15 protein-coding genes are annotated in these 17,392 nt (G+C 46.4%); 5 read left to right on the forward strand and 10 right to left on the reverse strand.

Annotated features, from left to right (window positions below; genetic code table 11):
* Positions 1-698 precede the first annotated feature (698 nt).
* A complete protein-coding gene (locus RID53_RS25915) occupies positions 699-1,592 on the reverse strand; it encodes a succinate--CoA ligase subunit alpha (RefSeq protein WP_446390837.1) in 894 nt (297 codons plus the stop codon).
* Positions 1,593-1,828: 236 nt separating this feature from the next.
* Complete coding sequence (locus RID53_RS25920; RefSeq protein ID WP_446390838.1) at positions 1,829-3,082, reverse strand: ATP-grasp domain-containing protein; 1,254 nt, start codon at positions 3,080-3,082, stop codon at positions 1,829-1,831.
* A gap of 291 nt (positions 3,083-3,373) precedes the next feature.
* On the opposite strand from RID53_RS25920, the gene RID53_RS25925 reads away from it, so the two are divergent.
* From RID53_RS25925 to lysS, 4 genes are all read left to right on the forward strand, one after another.
* A complete protein-coding gene (locus RID53_RS25925; protein WP_446390839.1) occupies positions 3,374-4,069 on the forward strand; it encodes a rhomboid family intramembrane serine protease in 696 nt (231 codons plus the stop codon).
* A 222-nt stretch (positions 4,070-4,291) separates the two neighbouring features.
* Positions 4,292-5,023 (forward strand): rhomboid family intramembrane serine protease, encoded by a 732-nt coding sequence (locus RID53_RS25930; protein WP_446390840.1) that lies wholly within the window; start codon positions 4,292-4,294, stop codon positions 5,021-5,023.
* Positions 5,024-5,056: 33 nt separating this feature from the next.
* Positions 5,057-6,046: a sterol desaturase family protein gene (locus RID53_RS25935; RefSeq protein WP_446390841.1), complete on the forward strand. Its 990-nt coding sequence runs from the start codon at positions 5,057-5,059 to the stop codon at positions 6,044-6,046.
* 654 nt (positions 6,047-6,700) lie between these two features.
* A complete protein-coding gene (gene lysS, locus RID53_RS25940; RefSeq protein WP_446390842.1) occupies positions 6,701-7,861 on the forward strand; it encodes a homocitrate synthase in 1,161 nt (386 codons plus the stop codon).
* Here the strand turns inward: lysS and RID53_RS25945 are convergent.
* From RID53_RS25945 to RID53_RS25980, 8 genes are all read right to left on the reverse strand, one after another.
* A complete protein-coding gene (locus RID53_RS25945; RefSeq protein WP_446390843.1) occupies positions 7,824-9,065 on the reverse strand; it encodes an AbrB family transcriptional regulator in 1,242 nt (413 codons plus the stop codon). The genes lysS and RID53_RS25945 overlap by 38 nt on opposite strands.
* A gap of 84 nt (positions 9,066-9,149) precedes the next feature.
* Complete coding sequence (locus RID53_RS25950; RefSeq protein ID WP_446390844.1) at positions 9,150-9,278, reverse strand: hypothetical protein; 129 nt, start codon at positions 9,276-9,278, stop codon at positions 9,150-9,152.
* A 265-nt stretch (positions 9,279-9,543) separates the two neighbouring features.
* Positions 9,544-10,710, reverse strand: coding sequence for a pyridoxal phosphate-dependent aminotransferase (locus RID53_RS25955; protein WP_446390845.1), 1,167 nt, complete (start codon positions 10,708-10,710; stop codon positions 9,544-9,546).
* 288 nt (positions 10,711-10,998) lie between these two features.
* A complete protein-coding gene (gene folE, locus RID53_RS25960) occupies positions 10,999-11,715 on the reverse strand; it encodes a GTP cyclohydrolase I FolE (RefSeq protein ID WP_446352064.1) in 717 nt (238 codons plus the stop codon).
* Positions 11,716-11,773: 58 nt separating this feature from the next.
* Positions 11,774-12,499 carry an SDR family oxidoreductase gene (locus RID53_RS25965; RefSeq protein ID WP_446390846.1) on the reverse strand — a complete coding sequence of 242 codons (726 nt, stop codon included), beginning with the start codon at positions 12,497-12,499 and terminating at the stop codon, positions 11,774-11,776.
* Positions 12,500-13,088: 589 nt separating this feature from the next.
* Positions 13,089-14,066, reverse strand: a complete 978-nt coding sequence (gene accA, locus RID53_RS25970; protein WP_446390847.1) for an acetyl-CoA carboxylase carboxyl transferase subunit alpha — start codon at positions 14,064-14,066, stop codon at positions 13,089-13,091.
* 19 nt (positions 14,067-14,085) lie between these two features.
* Complete coding sequence (locus RID53_RS25975) at positions 14,086-15,108, reverse strand: long-chain acyl-[acyl-carrier-protein] reductase (protein WP_446390848.1); 1,023 nt, start codon at positions 15,106-15,108, stop codon at positions 14,086-14,088.
* Positions 15,109-15,300: 192 nt separating this feature from the next.
* Positions 15,301-15,996 carry an aldehyde oxygenase (deformylating) gene (locus RID53_RS25980; RefSeq protein WP_446390849.1) on the reverse strand — a complete coding sequence of 232 codons (696 nt, stop codon included), beginning with the start codon at positions 15,994-15,996 and terminating at the stop codon, positions 15,301-15,303.
* Between the two features lie 368 nt (positions 15,997-16,364).
* Between RID53_RS25980 and RID53_RS25985 the strand changes: the two genes are divergently transcribed.
* A complete protein-coding gene (locus RID53_RS25985; protein WP_446390850.1) occupies positions 16,365-17,303 on the forward strand; it encodes a hypothetical protein in 939 nt (312 codons plus the stop codon).
* The last annotated feature ends 89 nt before the right edge of the window (positions 17,304-17,392 follow it).

Below are 17,392 nucleotides of genomic sequence, written 5' to 3' on the forward strand. Positions count from 1 at the left end.
CTCCATTAATTTGGAGATAGCCGCCAGTTAGGTGGTGTTAGCTTGTGGACTGGTTGAGTGCCGACACCGCCAGGATGAAGCAGGAAGTAAGTTCCAGGGATGTCCATTTGTGGGTAGCTTTGGGTAAGTCTTATGTAACGGTAATGCTTGCTTCCGAATAACGATGGCTATGATAGATAGGCGTACTATACAGCAAAATATGATAGTACAGGCTACTGTTTTATGATGCCACCGTCGCTTATTTTCCCAAAAGCAGGGGTTACCGATCAAGTTTGACTTGGATGGATGACCGTTTAGTTGAGGGGTTTCACCCCTATTTACGTTGCTGAGTTGACAAATTAATCTTGAAGAAGAGAAAAAAAAGAGCCTACGATTGGCTCTCTCGATTATCAGGGTGCATCTACATAACACAGTATAGCATTTGGGGGGTGAGGGGTGTCACCCCCTATTTAAATCAGTTGGGGCGACATTCAGACAAATAAAAAAGGAGAGCCCTAAAATTAGGCGACTCTCCCGATCATCAGGGTGCATCTACATAACACAGTATAGCACTGTGGGGGTGGGGGGTGTCACCCCCTATTTGATTTTTTTGATGAAGTTCTGTTCCAATACGGCTGGCGGCGAACTCTAGTTTAGATTTTTATCCCCCAGTTCCCTCAGCTTCCAGAAGTGCCATGGTACGTCTCTACATGTTCCCTTTAATGGTATTTGAGCGCCTTTTTCACCAAGTCAGGAATTCGGGACGGATACTCCGCTACAGGAATATTTGCCTGGGTGAACGCCGCCACCTTATGTTGAGCGGTTGTCGTATTCGCGATCGGTCCTGATAATTGAGCGGCGATAATGGCACTGGTATCCCCGACTTGTTTGTCTTCAGGGGTATATTGTCCAGCAACATAAGCAATAACGGGTTTCTCTATGGCTTGGGCAATAAACTCTGCGGTTTCATCTTCACTATCGCCCCCCGTCTGATCCACTAAGACAATCGCTTCTGTCCGTTTATCCTGGGCTAAAATCTCCAGCCACTGGCGAAATGACGAGGCAATAATGGCTTCACTACCGAGATTCACAGCAATGGATTGCCCAAGTTTAGCTTGGGTTAACGCCAAAGCCACTTCATAGGTGAGAGTACTGACCCGGCTAATCACACCAATTGTACCGGGCGTATAAAATTCACACTCTTGAGTCCCCAGTAACAGTTTTCCTGGCACAATAATACCGGAACTACTCGGTCCCACAATCAGGGTTTCGCTGGCTTGAGCTTTGGCTAGCAAGTGAATCATATCCAGAGGTGGAATACCACCCGTCACTAGAATAATGGGTGATAATCCAGCATCAATTGCTTCTAACGCGGCATCCAAGGCACTGTAGGATTCGGCAAAAATAACCGTGGCGTCGCAAGATCCAGCTTCGGACAGCGCCTCTTCTACGAGGTCAAAGACGGGAATACCATGCAATGTCTGACCCCCCTGACCTGCACTAACCCCAGCCACTAGATTCGTACCATACGCTTTCATACGGGCGGCATAATAGGAACCGATGGGTTGGGTAATGCCCTGGACTAATATTTTCATATCTGGCGTGAATTTCATAGGCGCTGACTTCAGCAATGTAGTAGATGCTTGCGATTAACACGATCAGTCGAGGTTTGGCACAAGCGAATAACTAGAATAACTATAGGATACCTACCGTAACTGATGCCGCAGAATTATCGTCCTCACAATCATGTCCGCCTAGGGAAGCGAAGGATCAGTTAGGGCGGGTTGAGTCATAGTGGAGTGGAAAAAACGATAACCGTAAAACCCGCCCCTACAGACTCACCACTTTTTCAACCTGCCAAAGAAATCGCTTGTGCCACTGCCTGATCCAAGGTATCCATCCAGTGTACTGGGAGTGCCGCTAAACGGTTTTGGCTACTGTCTATTTTGCCGTTGACTAAACGAATGACCAAGTGAGGTACATCTGTCCTCGATGCAGATTTCGATGTGAGATTCCGGCGGCGACGATCGCGTGAATCACGGGAATTCGATTTGCCTGTCTTTGGTGTTTGGGCATAGTCTACTACACTGATTTCAGCATTTTGATCCCCTTTCGATAGTAGATAACTGGCGATTACATCAGCCACAGCTTCACTCGCCGCCGCGTTGCTCAAAATATTGACTAAGACAACTTGGATATTTTGAGTGTCCGTCAATTGCTGCAAGGCATTTTGTAACTGTTGGACGGGAGAGGCGGCGGACGGGACATCCCAACTGGCATAACCGTCTACAATTAAACAGCTTGCTGGCTTACCTTTAGCTTTGTACACTAAATCCAATGTGGCGGCAGCAAGGCAAGGACTGTTACATAGAATCCCAATATTTCCTTGACTATCTGTCCATTGGAGATCCGTTGGCTGATCGGCGGGTTGGGGAGTGTGGGTGAGGCTTGATGCGAGGTTTGCCAACTCTGATTGGCGTCCCAAAGCGTGATCATTGACCGCAATTTTGCCATCTAGCGCCATGACTTCATGGCTAGCACTGACGCCAAGGGGATTAATTTCCACTAAATCTAGGTCTTTTTGGATCAGAAGTTGATACATTTTCTGGACAATATCGCTGACTGATTCAATCAGATGACCTTGAAGTCCCATTTTGAAGGCTAGACGTCGGGCGTAAAAGGGAGAGAAGTCGTCCTCTACAACAACTCGCTGCATCTGTGCCATGACGTTTTCTACATGGATACCACCTTGGCAGGAACCCAACAAAACAGGGCGTCTTAAGGTGTAGTCGAGGATAACCGCTAGATAGAATTCTTGTTCAGCATCATAATGGGATTCCGCTAGCAGCACGTTGGGATATTTACCGAGAATGGATAGATTAAAAATAGCCCGTGCGATGGCGATCGCGTCAATTGTATTTTCCACTGTCCGGATACCACCGGCTCTACCCCGCCCGCCTTTGGGGACTTGGGATTTGAGAACCACGGGATAGGGAATGTCTAACTGCTTGAGATCTCTGGGATGGTCGATGCATTGAGAGGGCAAGACGGGAATGCCGATCTCGCGGAATAAGGATTTGGCTTGGTACTCTAGTAAGTCCATGAATTTAGATGCTCAGCTAAGGGGGTCTTCTTAAAGGGTAAGAACTCTTAGCCTTTAACGTTACAAAAACCTGACTCCAACAGCCACTCATTCACCCTGATGGTTGCTCAATCTGTCTGAAGTGATTGAGATTGCCAATTAATATGATAAAGTGTTCCTATCAGTTTTGCTCAACCACCACCTCTATAGGGTATCGTGAAAATGGGCAGTCGGGCATCGCCGCTGAAAATGCAATTGGTATAATTTTACTCAACTACTGCCTTTTAGATTTCCTAATTTATAATTCATACTGTGTTCCCCATTAGTGATGATAATCCCACGCGCATTACTCCTTATGTAACCTACGCGCTCATTGCTGCAAATATTGCGGTTTTTATCCATCAATTACTTTTAACACCACCCCAGCTTAATGCATTTTTCCACCTGTATGCGGTTGTCCCCAAAGAGTTAAGCGCTAGCTTTGAGGGGATTTCGGTCAATCAACCCGTGCCAGAATGGTTTACCTTGATCAGTTCTCAGTTTCTTCATGGGGGATTTTTGCATATTGGCGGAAATATGTTGTTTTTATGGATTTTTGGCAACAACATTGAAGAGCGCCTGGGTCATATTAAGTACTTCATCTTTTACATTGCTTGTGGTATATTGGCGGCTCTGTCCCAGTGGTTTTTCTCTATGGAATCCGGGATTCCATCCCTAGGAGCGAGTGGTGCGATCGCGGGCGTGATGGGCGCTTATATTCTCAAGTTTCCTACGGCTCAAATCAATACCTTAATCTTTTTAGGGTATTTCGTGACCACCATTCGATTACCTGCTGTTTTATACTTAGGATTATGGTTTGTCCAACAAGCGTTTAGTGGCGTAGCGAGTGTCAGCGTGCAAACGGATGTAGGAACGGAAACCGGAGGAATTGCTTACTGGGCGCATGCTGGCGGTTTTGTGTTCGGAGCCATCCTGGGTCCTTTATTTGGATTATTGTCTGAAGATTAATTGTTATTTGTCATTCGTCATACTCGCTTCGCGAGAAGCAAGCTACGTCATTCGTCATACTCAAGGGAGCGCCAAACCAGCTACATCATACTCGCTGCGCGAAAAGCAAGCTAAATCTTACCTAAAGGTTTGAGGACTATTTCCATAAGTTGATATAATTAGGTTTGTATCTATCAACCTACTTAAAAATTAATTGTTTATTTTTCAGGGAGAAAGAGGCTTGTGGTTCCATTACGGGATGAAAATCCAATCAAAATTACGCCATACATTACTTATACGTTAATTGCAATTAATGTCTTAGTTTTTATTTTCGAGCTAACATTAAATCCTCAACAACTGGATGTATTTTTCCACCTATTTGCCGTTGTCCCGAAGGAACTGACAGCGAGTTTAAACGGAATTACAGTACATCAGCCAATACCTGAACCGCTGACGTTAATCACTGCCCAGTTCCTCCATGCAGGGTTTACCCATGTGGGATTCAATATGTTATTTCTCTGGATTTTTGGCAATAATATTGAAGAAGAACTGGGTCGGTTCAAGTTTGTGATATTTTATCTAACCTGTGGCGTATTAGCCAGTTTAGCCCAGTGGTTTTTCTCCGCCCAGTCGGGGATTCCGTCTCTGGGTGCCAGTGGTGCGATCGCGGGCGTAATGGGTGCTTATATTCTTAAGTTTCCCAATGCTAAAGTGGTTACATTAATTCCCCTGGGCTTCTTTTTTACTACGCTAAGATTACCATCTGTATTTTTTCTGGGATTTTGGTTTTTACAGCAAGCATTTAATGGATTAGCCATGTTAGAAGCCCCAGCCAATGTGGGAATGGAAAATGGGGGTATTGCTTACTGGGCGCACGCTGGCGGGTTTATCTTTGGTGCTATACTGGGTCCGTTGTTAGGATTATTCTCTGAGGATACGAAACCATCATTTTGGGATTCTCAGAATCTTTCTTGAACCCTGAGATAACTACAATTAAATACAATAGTCATGATTGAGTTCGTCAAAGAAGTGTTTTATTCACTTCCGGAATCGGTCAAGGAAATAATTAACCTAGGTATTCCTCTATTTGACAGCGCCCACAATTTTTACTGGATTTATATTTTATTCAGTTTAATTCTGCTTTTGGGATTATACCGAATCTCTCATCCCAATCCTGTAAAATTTTCTTGGCGAGGTTTACTGAGTTACTGTTTCCCTCACTCAATTTACACTCACAAATCGGCAATCTTAGACTATCAGTGTTATTTCATTAATGGGCTGATAAAAATCCTTATCCGTCTGACGCTACTAATTAGTGTAACGGAAATAGTAGCCAAACTGACCACTCAATCCTTTTACGGAATTTTCAGGGAACCGAGAATAGAACCGGACGTAAATTTTGCCGCTAAACTCGCTTATACAATTGCCGTCGTTTTCGCCATAGATTTGGGCTATTTTTTGGCGCACTACTTGTTACATAAAGTTCCCCTTCTTTGGGAATTCCATAAAACTCATCACTCAGCCCAAGTGCTAACCCCTGTCACCGCTAAGCGAGATCACCCCGTCGATGATATGATCATTTATACCTGCAAAGCCTGTTTGCTGGGGTTGGTCACGGGTCTATTCCAATATACGTTCAAGGGTGAGGTTGAACCTTTCACGATAACAGGTGTCAGTGTGATTATTTATCTATTCCATCTGACTTCCAATCTTCGCCATTTCCATGTTTGGATTTCTTATGGTTGGCATCTGAATCATATCCTAGTTAGTCCAGCGATGCATCAGATTCATCATAGTCAATTAGAGAAACACTATGATAAAAACTTCGGATTAATCTTTTCAATTTGGGACTATCTAGCCGGAACGCTTTATGTTCCCAAAGAACCGGAAAGTTTTTCGGTGGGATTGGTAGAGGAAGAGTTCAACAATGTTTGGCAATTATATTTTTCCCCGTTTAGTCGAGTGACTAAAATAGTGGGGATAAGCAATAGGCAATAAGTAATAGGCAATAGGCAATAGGCAATAGGCCATAGGCCATAGGCAATAGGCAATAGGCCATAGTAATAGGTAATAGGTAATAGCAATAGTAAATTAAGCCCTCAACTCAAGTTGGGGCTAAAAGCTTAAACCCGTTAAAATGGGTTCGAGGATTTACCTGGTAAGCTCAATGCTTACTTGAGCTTTGACAGATAAATTTATTTCCTTTATTTCCTGACTAAGTAGTCGGACAAAAGAAAACGGCACGCTTATTAATTTTTGTAAATCGCCCTCAAACCCTTACTGTTCCCTGTGACACATCGAGCCTGTTACCGAGCGAAGCGTTCGACGGCTCGACTGAGCGCTCGCCGAAGTCTGAGCGCTCACGCCGAAGTCCGAGGTAAGCCGAGGTAAGTCGAGGTGTTCCCTGTTCCTTCCTGATCTCAACCGTTAACTTTAATTGTGTCCACCTACTTAGCAGAGTATCAGATCTGAGGATAAGCTTATTGTAGTGATTTATACTCTATCAATTCTTAAATCTAGATAAATTTTTGCAGGATAATATAGGTTGAAAAGAGTTATAAAATCAGTAGTTTAAGAAGCAATTCGCCCTAGAACCCTCCGATACTATAGATATGGATGTGATTAGTTAGCACTAAGAAAAGGACACCATCAATGTCACTGAGTCAATTTTCAATTATAGAAACGACACTACGGGAAGGAGAACAATTTGGTGATGCCAACTTTTCATCACAGGATAGAGTAGAAATTGCCCAGGCGCTTGACCAGTTCGGCGTTGAATATATTGAAGTAACCTCCCCTTGTGCTTCACCGCAATCCCGTCAAGATTGTCAGCATTTAGCTCAATTGAGTTTACACGCCAAAGTGCTGACTCATATTCGCTGTCATTTAGACGATGCAAAAGTAGCATTAGATACAGGCGTAAACGGGATTAATCTGTTCTTTGGTACGTCCCGTTTTCTGCGCCAGTTTGGTCATGGTAAAAGTATTAATCAAATTCTTGATTTGGCAGCAGACGTTATTACCTTTATCCATGAACAAAGTCCGGAAACAGAATTGCGCTTCTCTACAGAAGATTCCTTTCGCAGTTCCCTTCCCGATTTGCTCCAGATTTATTGTGCCATCGATAAACTCGGAATCGTCAATCGTTTTGGTTTAGCGGATACCGTGGGTGTCGCGACTCCGAATCAAGTCTTTAATTTAGTCCAGACACTGCGTCAACATACAAGTACCGATATTGAATTCCATGGTCATAATGACACAGGTTGTGCGATCGCGAATAGCTACGCCGCCCTAGAAGCAGGTGCAACTCATATCGATACCACAGTCTTGGGAATTGGGGAACGGAATGGGATCACCCCTCTGGCTGGACTTATCGCCCGTCTCTACACGGTTGATCCCGAACAATTGCAGGGGAAATATCGCCTACCCCACCTTTTAGCACTGCATCAACTTATCGCCGATAAAATAGGTATGGCAATTCCAGCTAACCATTATATTATCGGTTCAGCCGCATTTAACCATAAGGCGGGGGTTCATGCCAAAGCCATGCTGAATAATCCTCAGACTTACGAATCCCTTAATCCCAGTGATTTTGGACTATCCCGTTCCTTTTTAATTAATCATAAACTCACAGGACGCCATGCGATCGCCAATCGCGCTAGTCAACTGGGATTAGACTTCGACCCCTTCCAAATTCAGGCAATAACTCACACGATTAAAGCCTTGGCTGACCAACAACCACTGACGCTAGAGACGGTCGATGAAATATTGCGTTCTACTTTCCCACTGGAACAGAGTCAAAATCCGGCTTAAGGGTAGATTTTTCCTGCGTGATAACGGGTTCGATGTTATAGGACTGATCATTTACAGCGTTGGCACGCTTAACCAAAAACGCTACTAACCAAGGGGCAATCATAATGATACTTAACATCCGGGTTAATTGCATCGCTAATACCAATCCAGTGTCACCGCCTAACTGCATCACAGTAGCCACCATTGCCTCAATTCCTCCCGGTGTGAATCCTAAAATAGCCGTTGCCATGTCCACACCCGTGACGCAATGAAAGCCATAGCCAATCCCTAAACAGATGATAATTAACCCCGTGACTAATCCGATTTCAATTAAGACGGCTTTGAAGAGTTTACGGGCGGTTTGCCAGTCAAACTGGACGCCAACCGATAATCCAATTAGCAAGAGTCCACCGGCGAATAGAGGTTGAGGCATTTGTACTGGATTTGGCAATGCCCAAAATGCGGCTAACCCTACCAGAAAAGGACCGAAAAATCCAGGGGAGGGTAGACGGAATCGCTTGCCTGCCCAAATTCCCAGGATACCGCACCCCGCTAGAATTAAAAGGCTCAATGCCAGAGGTAGGGTTGTCAAGGTGCTGGCTGGGGCGACAGTGGCGGTGACTAGCGTATCGGGGTTGGCGGGAACCAGCAGGATAGCCGCGCTAGGCATGATTAACACAACCAGCAAAACTCGGATATATTGAAGTAGAGCAACCGCGATCGCATCCGCTCCCATTTCTTCACTCATGACGACGATGCTGGATGCTGCACCCGGTATAAATCCGAGTAAACTGGTGGTGCGATCGATCCCAGCCCAACGACTTAAGAGATATCCATTAAATAGACTCAGACTCCCGGTGAGTAAAACACAGAGTAACAAAGGTACGGCGTAAGTTGTTGCCACACTAATGGTTTCTGGAGAAAAGCGAGTGGCTGTTACCAAACCGACAACAATTTGTCCGATGAGTTTAAAGCTTGAAGGTAAGGGTTGGCGGCTTCCTTGGCGAATGGCATAGCCTATTCCCACCAGCATCGGACCAAGCAGCCAACCGACGGGAACATGCAGCCAGCTAAAGAGTAAGCCAACGCCAATCGCTGCGATGATCTGCGGCGTAATTGTTTTGATCTGGGGCAATTTGTCAACGAGTTTCTTTCTCCAATGATAAAGGCTGTCTTGATTGGGTATCGAGGGGGATTCCGGTAATGAGGAGAGTTGCCAAACCACAGAGATTAATAGAGTATAAAAAACTTAACATTTCTATTCTATCATTTGTATCGATGAGGGTGTGGGGTGTGGAGGGTGGGGTATTTACGGTAATTTACGGTAGAGTTTCGGGCTGAAAGCAGGTGTAGGTTGGGTAGAGCGATCGCGCTCACGGGGTAACAAGCTAGCTGAAGTGTTGAGCCATCCTGCTTGTAGCCCATTTCTTCTTGTCACAGATAGGGTCAAAGATAGCAGTTGTTTCTGGGGGACTAGCCCCCCAGACCCCCCAATGGGGGACGAGCGCCTCCCCCATACCCCCTGCGCAACGCTTCGCTAATCCCATACCTCATCTGGTGGTCTTCATCTGTCAATCAGGATGTCAATAAGACTTCATCTTTGGAGATATTAATATCGCTCAAAGCCTCATTTTCAAAGGTGTAAGACGGCTTGTCACCCTTTCAGCCTTCGTTGTTTGTCAATGAGGGGGTTGGTTGGTGTCTCAGGACAAAATGGTTTGTAATCCTTGCACTAAGCGTTCAATACCCTCGGCGACTGTTTCTTTTTGTAGCGCCCCATAAGCAATTCGTAGATAACAGCCCTCTTCCATGCCAAAGGTTGTACCGGGTAACACGGCGACGCGATGATCGCGAATTAAGCGTTCGACTAACTCGACTGGGTTGACTGAGGTATTAACTTTAAGCCAAAAATAAAACGCGCCATCGGCGGGTGCGATCGCACACAACCCATCCAATCGCTGTAACGCCTCTAATACCAACTGTCGCACCGTCGCGATCGCCTGAATATGGGGTTGGGTATAACTCATTCCCATCTGTAAAGCGGCTAAGGCGACATACTGGGAGACAACCGGGGGACAAATCAGAATTGTGTCCTGAATTTTCTTTACCGCCGCCAGCAGATGCTGGGGAATTACCATGTAGCCGATACGCCAACTGGCAAACCCATAAGTTTTAGATAGGGAATACAGAGAAATCGTATGGGAGTCACTCTGGGGAAACGCCGCCGGGGAAACGTGCTTGACGCCGTTATAGGTAAAATACTCATACGCTTCATCACTAATGTGATAAATTCCTCGTTCCCGACAGAGTTCATTTACCGCTTGTAACGCTGCTTTTGAATAAACCGCCCCGGTGGGATTATTCGGTGAAATTGTCACCACGGCTTTGGTTTTCTCAGTGATGGCTTTCGCGATCGCCTGGGGACACAGTTGATAATTCTCATCCGTTGCCACAAGTACCGGATGGCAACTCGCCATGGTAATTGCCATTTCGTGGTTGAAATAGTAAGGCGTTTGAATAATAATCTCGTCTCCGGGAGAGGTAATGGCGAGAATGGCATTCATAAACGCCATGTTTGCCCCTGCGGTGACGACGATACAGTTGTGTTGGTTGAGAGTAATCCGGTTATCTGTGTGCAGTTTGGCGGCAATTACAGATAATAATGGTGCAATTCCCTGAACCGCCTTGTACTTGTGGTTATCAGGATCAGCCAGAAATTCCGGCAATCGGGCGATCGCCTCTGGTGGGGGAGGGTAATACACGACACCCTGTCCCAAGGAAATCGTACCGGGATGACGGCGAATCAGTTCCCCAACGATGGGAATCACAGGTGACTGTACCGCTTCCATGCGAGACGTTAAGGTAGACATCGACGACTGATAATCATGATCAATTAAGGGCGCACGTCGTTGGTTCTTGAGTCAACTTAATCTCAAAACTTCACTTACCGTTTAGATCCCCCTAAATCCCCCTTAAAAAGGGGGACTTTGAATAATCTATGGTTCTCCCCACGCAAAAAAAGCGAAGTATCCTCTGGCTTCCCCCTTTTTAAGGGGGACGGGAGGGGGACGGAAGGGGGAGAATTCAAAGCCTCTCTCCTTGTAGGAGAGAGGTTTGGAGAGAGGTTTTCCAAATGCCGTGAAACTATCCACCCTGAACTACATAAAACTCGGTTGATGGCGAATCAAATTGAGGAACTCTTCACGAGTTTTCTGTTCCTCTTGAAACACACCCACCATAGCGCTAGTTACCGTCCAGGAACCGGGTTTTTGTACCCCTCGCATCACCATACACATGTGAGTGGCTTCCATGACTACAGCCACTCCCTGGGGTTCTAAAATAGTTTGAATGGCTTCGGCAATCTGGCGGGTTAGGCGTTCCTGAACTTGTAGCCGCCGCGCATACATTTCCACAACACGCGCTAACTTACTCAATCCCACAACTTTCTGATTGGGAATATAAGCAACATGCGCCCGTCCCATAAATGGCAGCATGTGGTGTTCACACAGGCTAAAGAAATTAATATCCCGTACTAACACCATTTCGTTGTGACCTTCATCAAAAATCGCCCCATTTACTAATTCTTCCAGGGACTGATTGTAGCCACCCGTCAAGAAGCGCATGGCTTCCGCGACTCGTTTTGGGGTTTTCAGTAATCCCTCACGTTCGGGATCTTCACCAACGCCTAAAAGTAGCGTCCGTACCGCGTCCATCATGTCTTCAGTTGAGGCTTCCCCAGGAATCTGTAACTTAGGTTCTTGACCATTCTGGGTATTGCGATCGGGTCGGGGTTCAACTTGAGTGGTGGAGGTGTTACGAGTTACAGGTGTCATAGAGTCAGAGCGATTCAAACCATTGGAGGACGCAATAGTCATAATTAGGTAGTATTGATAATCTTGACAAGGTTGGATGGGAGAGTTGGATGGTGCCGTTCTAGAGAGTTCCGGCACTGGGCATTAGAGTCAGGGAATCGATAACAGCCGCTTGGGGGATTAAGGCGACGTGCAAAAGAGATTGGGCAACAATTTCGGGGGTTAACATGGCTGACCGATTCAAGTCGGCTTTTACGGTGTCTGTATCCCAGATTGGCGTATTCACTGCACCTGGACATACCGTCACCACCCGAATACCATTGTCGCGTTCTTCAGCCGCTAGGGTTTTGGATAGGGCGATCAACCCGGCTTTGCTAACGTTGTAGGCACCCCAACCGGGAAAGGGTTGTTGACCCGCAATGGATGCCACGTTAATAATTGTGCCGTGTTGCTGCTGACGCATGGTGGGTAAAACACCAAGAATGCATTGCCATACACTGGTAAGATTGAGATCCATTACCTGCTGCCAGTCCGCTAAGGGGGTTTCCGTCAACGTCCCGGTATAGCCCATACCCGCATTGTTGACCAAAATATCCAGGGAGGCAAATTCCGCCGCGATCGCTTCGATTTTAGTTTTGACCTGATCGAGTTGACTCAGATCCAGGAGATAGGATTGAGCATTGACTCCAGCGTCTCGGGCGGCGGTGGCTACTGCCTCTAATTTGTCCTGGGAACGACTGACTAATGCCAGATCAATTCCGGCTTTGGCAAAGGCTAAAGCCGTAGCTTTGCCAATACCACTACTTGCGCCAGTAATCAAGGCACGTTTTTTAACGGAAGACGTCATAAAATTTTCCAACTCAGATGCGGCAAGGGTTCCCCGATTAACTCATAAGGGTATTAGGGGAGGAAAGAGTCCGCCAACAAACATTTGAATTAAAGCAACAGCTAATCATTTCCTGCGGCTACATTCTCACTAAAAAGCCCTGGATACAACAATTTTCCTCTTTTTGATCTATATTTATCCCCAATTGGGATAAGGAAGATTAAGGAGGACAATCATATACCTCAAGCGATCGCCAACTGCTATGATCAGCAGCAAATTGTTGTAATCTGAACTAATTGATTCAACGACAGCCGCCTATAGACAATATCGAACACAACCAACGTTCTCCGAGCTTCTTTGTCGGACAAACAATAAAGTTTGACAGTTAATCCCGAATGGCTAGGGTGACACTTGGATCAAGCTAGGGTTGACTTGCCGATGGATTAACGTCCTGACGCTAAGTTGTGAAGAATTGTTACAGATCTGATTATACGACTATCTGGGTTCCATTGACAAAAGGGCAGAAGTCGGAAGGATAATTCAGCCCTTATCCTTCTTGCTTAAGTTGGATGCCAAATTCCCCTTAATTATTGTAACGCTCAAACCGTCTTCAGGCATGTAGCTCAGTAAAAACCCCAATATGGCGAAACTTCTGATAGCGTAACTCCCGACGTTCCTTGGGACTCAACCGAGATAAATCTTCCAGATTTTGCAGGAGGGCAGCTTTAAGCGTTGCCGCAGCGGTTAAGGGGTCAGAATGAGCGCTGCCTAAGGGTTCAGGCACTAATTGATCCAAAATTCCTAAATCTTTCAGATCCCAGGCGGTTATCCGCAGCGCAGTGGCGGCTTGGGGGGCTTTTGCCGCATCTTTCCAGAGAATCGCGGCACAGGCTTCGGGAGTAGCCACCGTATAAACGGCTTGTTCCAGCATGAGAATGCGATCGCCCACGCCAATCCCCAAAGCACCACCCGATCCGCCTTCGCCAATCACCGTACAGATAATCGGCACATCCAGACGAAACATTTCCCGCAGATTATAGGCGATCGCTTCCCCTTGACCTAATTTTTCCGCATCAACACCTGCCCAAGCCCCCGGTGTATCAATAAACGTTAAAATCGGCATCCCGAAGCGATTAGCATGGTCCATCAGCCGCATCGCCTTACGGTAACCACCGGGCGACGCCATGCCAAAGTTCCGCGCCACATTATCTTTGGTATCTCGCCCTTTCTGATGCCCTAACATCACCACCGGACGCCCGCCTAAGCGCCCAATCCCACCGACTAATGCCGGATCATCATAGCCGCTGCGATCGCCGTGTAACTCCATCCATTCATCACTAATCGCCTGAATATAATCCAGCGTACTCGGACGCCGGGGGTGACGGGCTAACTGAAGCCGTTGGGCTGGAGATAAACTACTAAAAATTTCTTGACGTAGTTGTACCGCCCGTGCTTCTAACTGGCGAATTTGGTCAGAGACATCGACATTGTTGTCCTGGGCGAGTTCGCGAATTTGGTTAATTCGGGTCTCTAATTCATACAGTGGCTTCTCAAAGTCCAGCAGAAAAATCCGGTTTGCAGTGGTCATGGGTCAGTCGTTTTATCCCTTAAACGTTCAGCAGCGGTCTAAATCCATGTTTAATTGACACCTGTCCAATTTTGTCCATCTTTTCTACCGTAATCTGATTCCGTCCCCAGGAAAAGTTGGTATACCATTTTTCAAATTCTAAGAGCATCGACTCGGCGAAGCAGGCAAATAGCTGACGCCCTGGATCTTTCATTTCCACGATTTGCATAATTTTCCAGTCGATATCCAATGAATGCTCGACAATGCCTCCATTGAGAACATAAATGTCGGGATGTTGTAACTTGGTGGCTAAATTCTTGGGATACCCCCCATCAATCAGCAGACAGGGTTTTTTTAACGCCGAGGCATCAATGTCAATACCCTTAGCCATACTCGCCACCCAGACAATAATATCGGCTTGGGGTAATGCTTCCTCTAAGCCCAGGATTTTGCCGCGCCCTAATTGATCTTGTAAGGCTTGCAATCGTTCCTGGTTACGGGCGGTTAAGAGAATCTCGGCGACATCGGTGCGGGTATTGAGCCAACGACAAACGGCACTGCCAATATCACCCGTTGCTCCACAAACCGCCACAGTAGCTTTTGACAGGTCAATGCCCAGCTTTTGCGCCCCTTGTTCGACTTGGGCACACAGGATGTAGGCTGTGTGGGTGTTACCTGTGGTGAAGCGCTCAAACTCTAACTTGATATTGCGAACCTGGCTTTTCTCATATAAGTGGAATTCTTCAAAAATAATTGACGAAAAGCCACCTAATGCGGTAATTTCAATGCCGTTTTTTTGGGCATGAGCCATCGCGTTGAGAACTTTACGGATAGCGGCTTTAATCCGGCGCGTGGCTAGCATCTCTGGCAAAAAGCATGATTCCACATAGCGTCCTTCTATCGTCTCCCCGGTTAGGCTAGTCACCTTAATGGTGTCCACGATTTGGGGAGGGGCGCTGCACCAAAAATCTAACCCTTGGTCAGCATATTCTGGGTAGCCTAGATCTCTGGCGACGGCTTGGGCGTGTTGCAAACTGGTGAGGTGACCGATAAGACCAAACATTTACTGCTCGCTGGTAAGGCTGTTAATCAGGGGAAAACGGGAAATTAGGGTAAGAATTTGTTAAGGACATTTAAAAATATTATCAGGAATATTGGGGAGATGGGGAAGGTGGGGGAGTCATGGTGCAGGGGAGGGTGTAGAGACGTAGCGTGCTACGTCTCTACATTCAACGATTACATCTAGGTGGTGGAGTTAGGCTGCTGTCAATCCGTAGGCGGACATCCGCATGATGTCACGGGTGGTAAAACCGATGTTGCTGAGGGCTTCACCGTAGGCGATCATGAAGTCTTCTACGAGCGCATCTTTTTCCATTCCCAGGATATGAGCATCCTTCTCAACTTGGTTGAGCATACGCCAAACCAGGGGCAAGTTTTGCTTATTGGCTTGTTCGAGTTCGGTTTTCGAGGCTTCAAAGTTCTCCTTGAGCCACTCTTCGCCAAAATTCAGGTGCATGTACTCGTCTTTGACTACACCTTCGGTGATTTTTCGGGCAAAGGGATCAGCAACGGGAATGTAAATGTTATACGCGGCGATCGCGAAACATTCAATAATCAGCGATTGGATCAGCAAGCAGGTGACGATATTACCTGAGGCGGCGGCGGTTTGGAAGTTTTGGTGTAAATCGCTGAAATACTCCTTGGCAAACTCCATATCCGCTGTGACACTCAAGTTTCGACCACAGGCTTGAAACCCCTTCTTATGGCGGTTTTCCATCTTTGCTAGGCTGGTTAGCTCATCCTTTTGGTCGGGTAGCAGTTCAGCCAGTTGGATGTAGTTCTGATGAGCTTCTTGTTCCCCTTCGATCACGATCGCGTTGATGCGGCTATAGGCGTCCTTGTATGTTTCACTGTTGAAATCTAGCTCTTGACTGACTGTAAGCGACTGCATCAGTAGATTTTCTCCTGTTTGCATGAGTAGACGTGTTTCAAAAAAGCTTTGAACCTAATCCTAGACCGTTGGCTCAAAACCGCTATATCAAACTTAACCCATCAATCATATATGGTGAGAGGTATTGCACAATAGTGCTTTAGACAGAAAATTTTTCCCTCAATCATCAGTATTCACTTATTAAAAGCATAGGATTAAACAAAGATAAATGTCTAAATCGCTACAGATTTGGGCTTCGTCATTTGTGCTTTGCTCCCTCTGCTTCCCCTGCTCCCCCAGCTCCCCCAGCTTCCCCTGCTCCCCATCACGACGGAACGAAACGCTAGAATGTGGAGTCGAATGCTTATTCATCTCTTACTTGCTTATCCATGTTTGATTGGATCTGGTTATCTCGCGTCGCAGGGCTAGGATTAGTAGGAACCGCTGCTGGATCTGCCTTATTCTTTGGTATATTGGGGCGAACCGTCTTCTTGGAACCCAATACTCGTCACTTGAACTCAGAAGCCGCGATCGCACCGGGTAAGACTCAAGCTGTAACGTTACCCCCGCAACCGTTACCCTTGCTAACTTTACCCAAATCTCCTCCCGCCTCGGAGGTATCCCAGAAATCTCTTCCGGTTCTTTCGCGTCCATTCGATCTCAAGCAAAGCCTCAGCACCTATCAGCCTCTGTTTTCAGCACCAACCTCTTTAGGGATGGTGGCTATTGGTGTAGCCGAGGGGAATTACCGTTTGTTTATTGAAAATGGCAATCTCTATGTTCAGCAAACCCGGTTCTACTTTGGACATACTGACCCCGGTAACTTATCTTGGGGGGATGTGGTCACGAATTATGGACCCTGTAGTGATCAAGGACGCAGTGGTGGAGATATTGCCTTAGCCGAACAACTGTGTTTAGAGCGATCGCGATCGCGATTACCTACTCATCTAGTCGATTTGAATGAGGCGGGTATTGACCCAGAACGGGATTTAGAGGCTTTACTCAATGTAGCTGATTTATACAATCAGGCAATGCCTATCCATTCTCGCCACTTTCCTCAAGCCCTCGCCATCGCCAAAAAAGGCGGGTTAAAGGGAATTGATGCCTTAGCATGGGCAAGAACAGCATCTTTTTACCTCAATGTCAATAACGAGTTGGATTTAGAGACAGGTTCCAACAAAGCCACAGGACTTTTAGGCATCTGCGCTAGAGAAAACCTACCTATAACTGAATGGGACTGTGTTTACAAAGATCAACTACGACGAGTCAAAGCCATTGCCTCGGTTGTTGATAAATATCGCCAAATCTACCAATCAAACGCAAATTAGAGGTGGCTGAATTAAGGATTGTGGTGAGAATAGGGAACGGGGAACAGGGATCGATTGTTGTAGTGCGTTTAGCGAAGCCATGCCGCAGG

Source organism: Coleofasciculus sp. B1-GNL1-01 (assembly GCF_040220235.1).
GTDB lineage: Bacteria > Cyanobacteriota > Cyanobacteriia > Cyanobacteriales > Coleofasciculaceae > Coleofasciculus.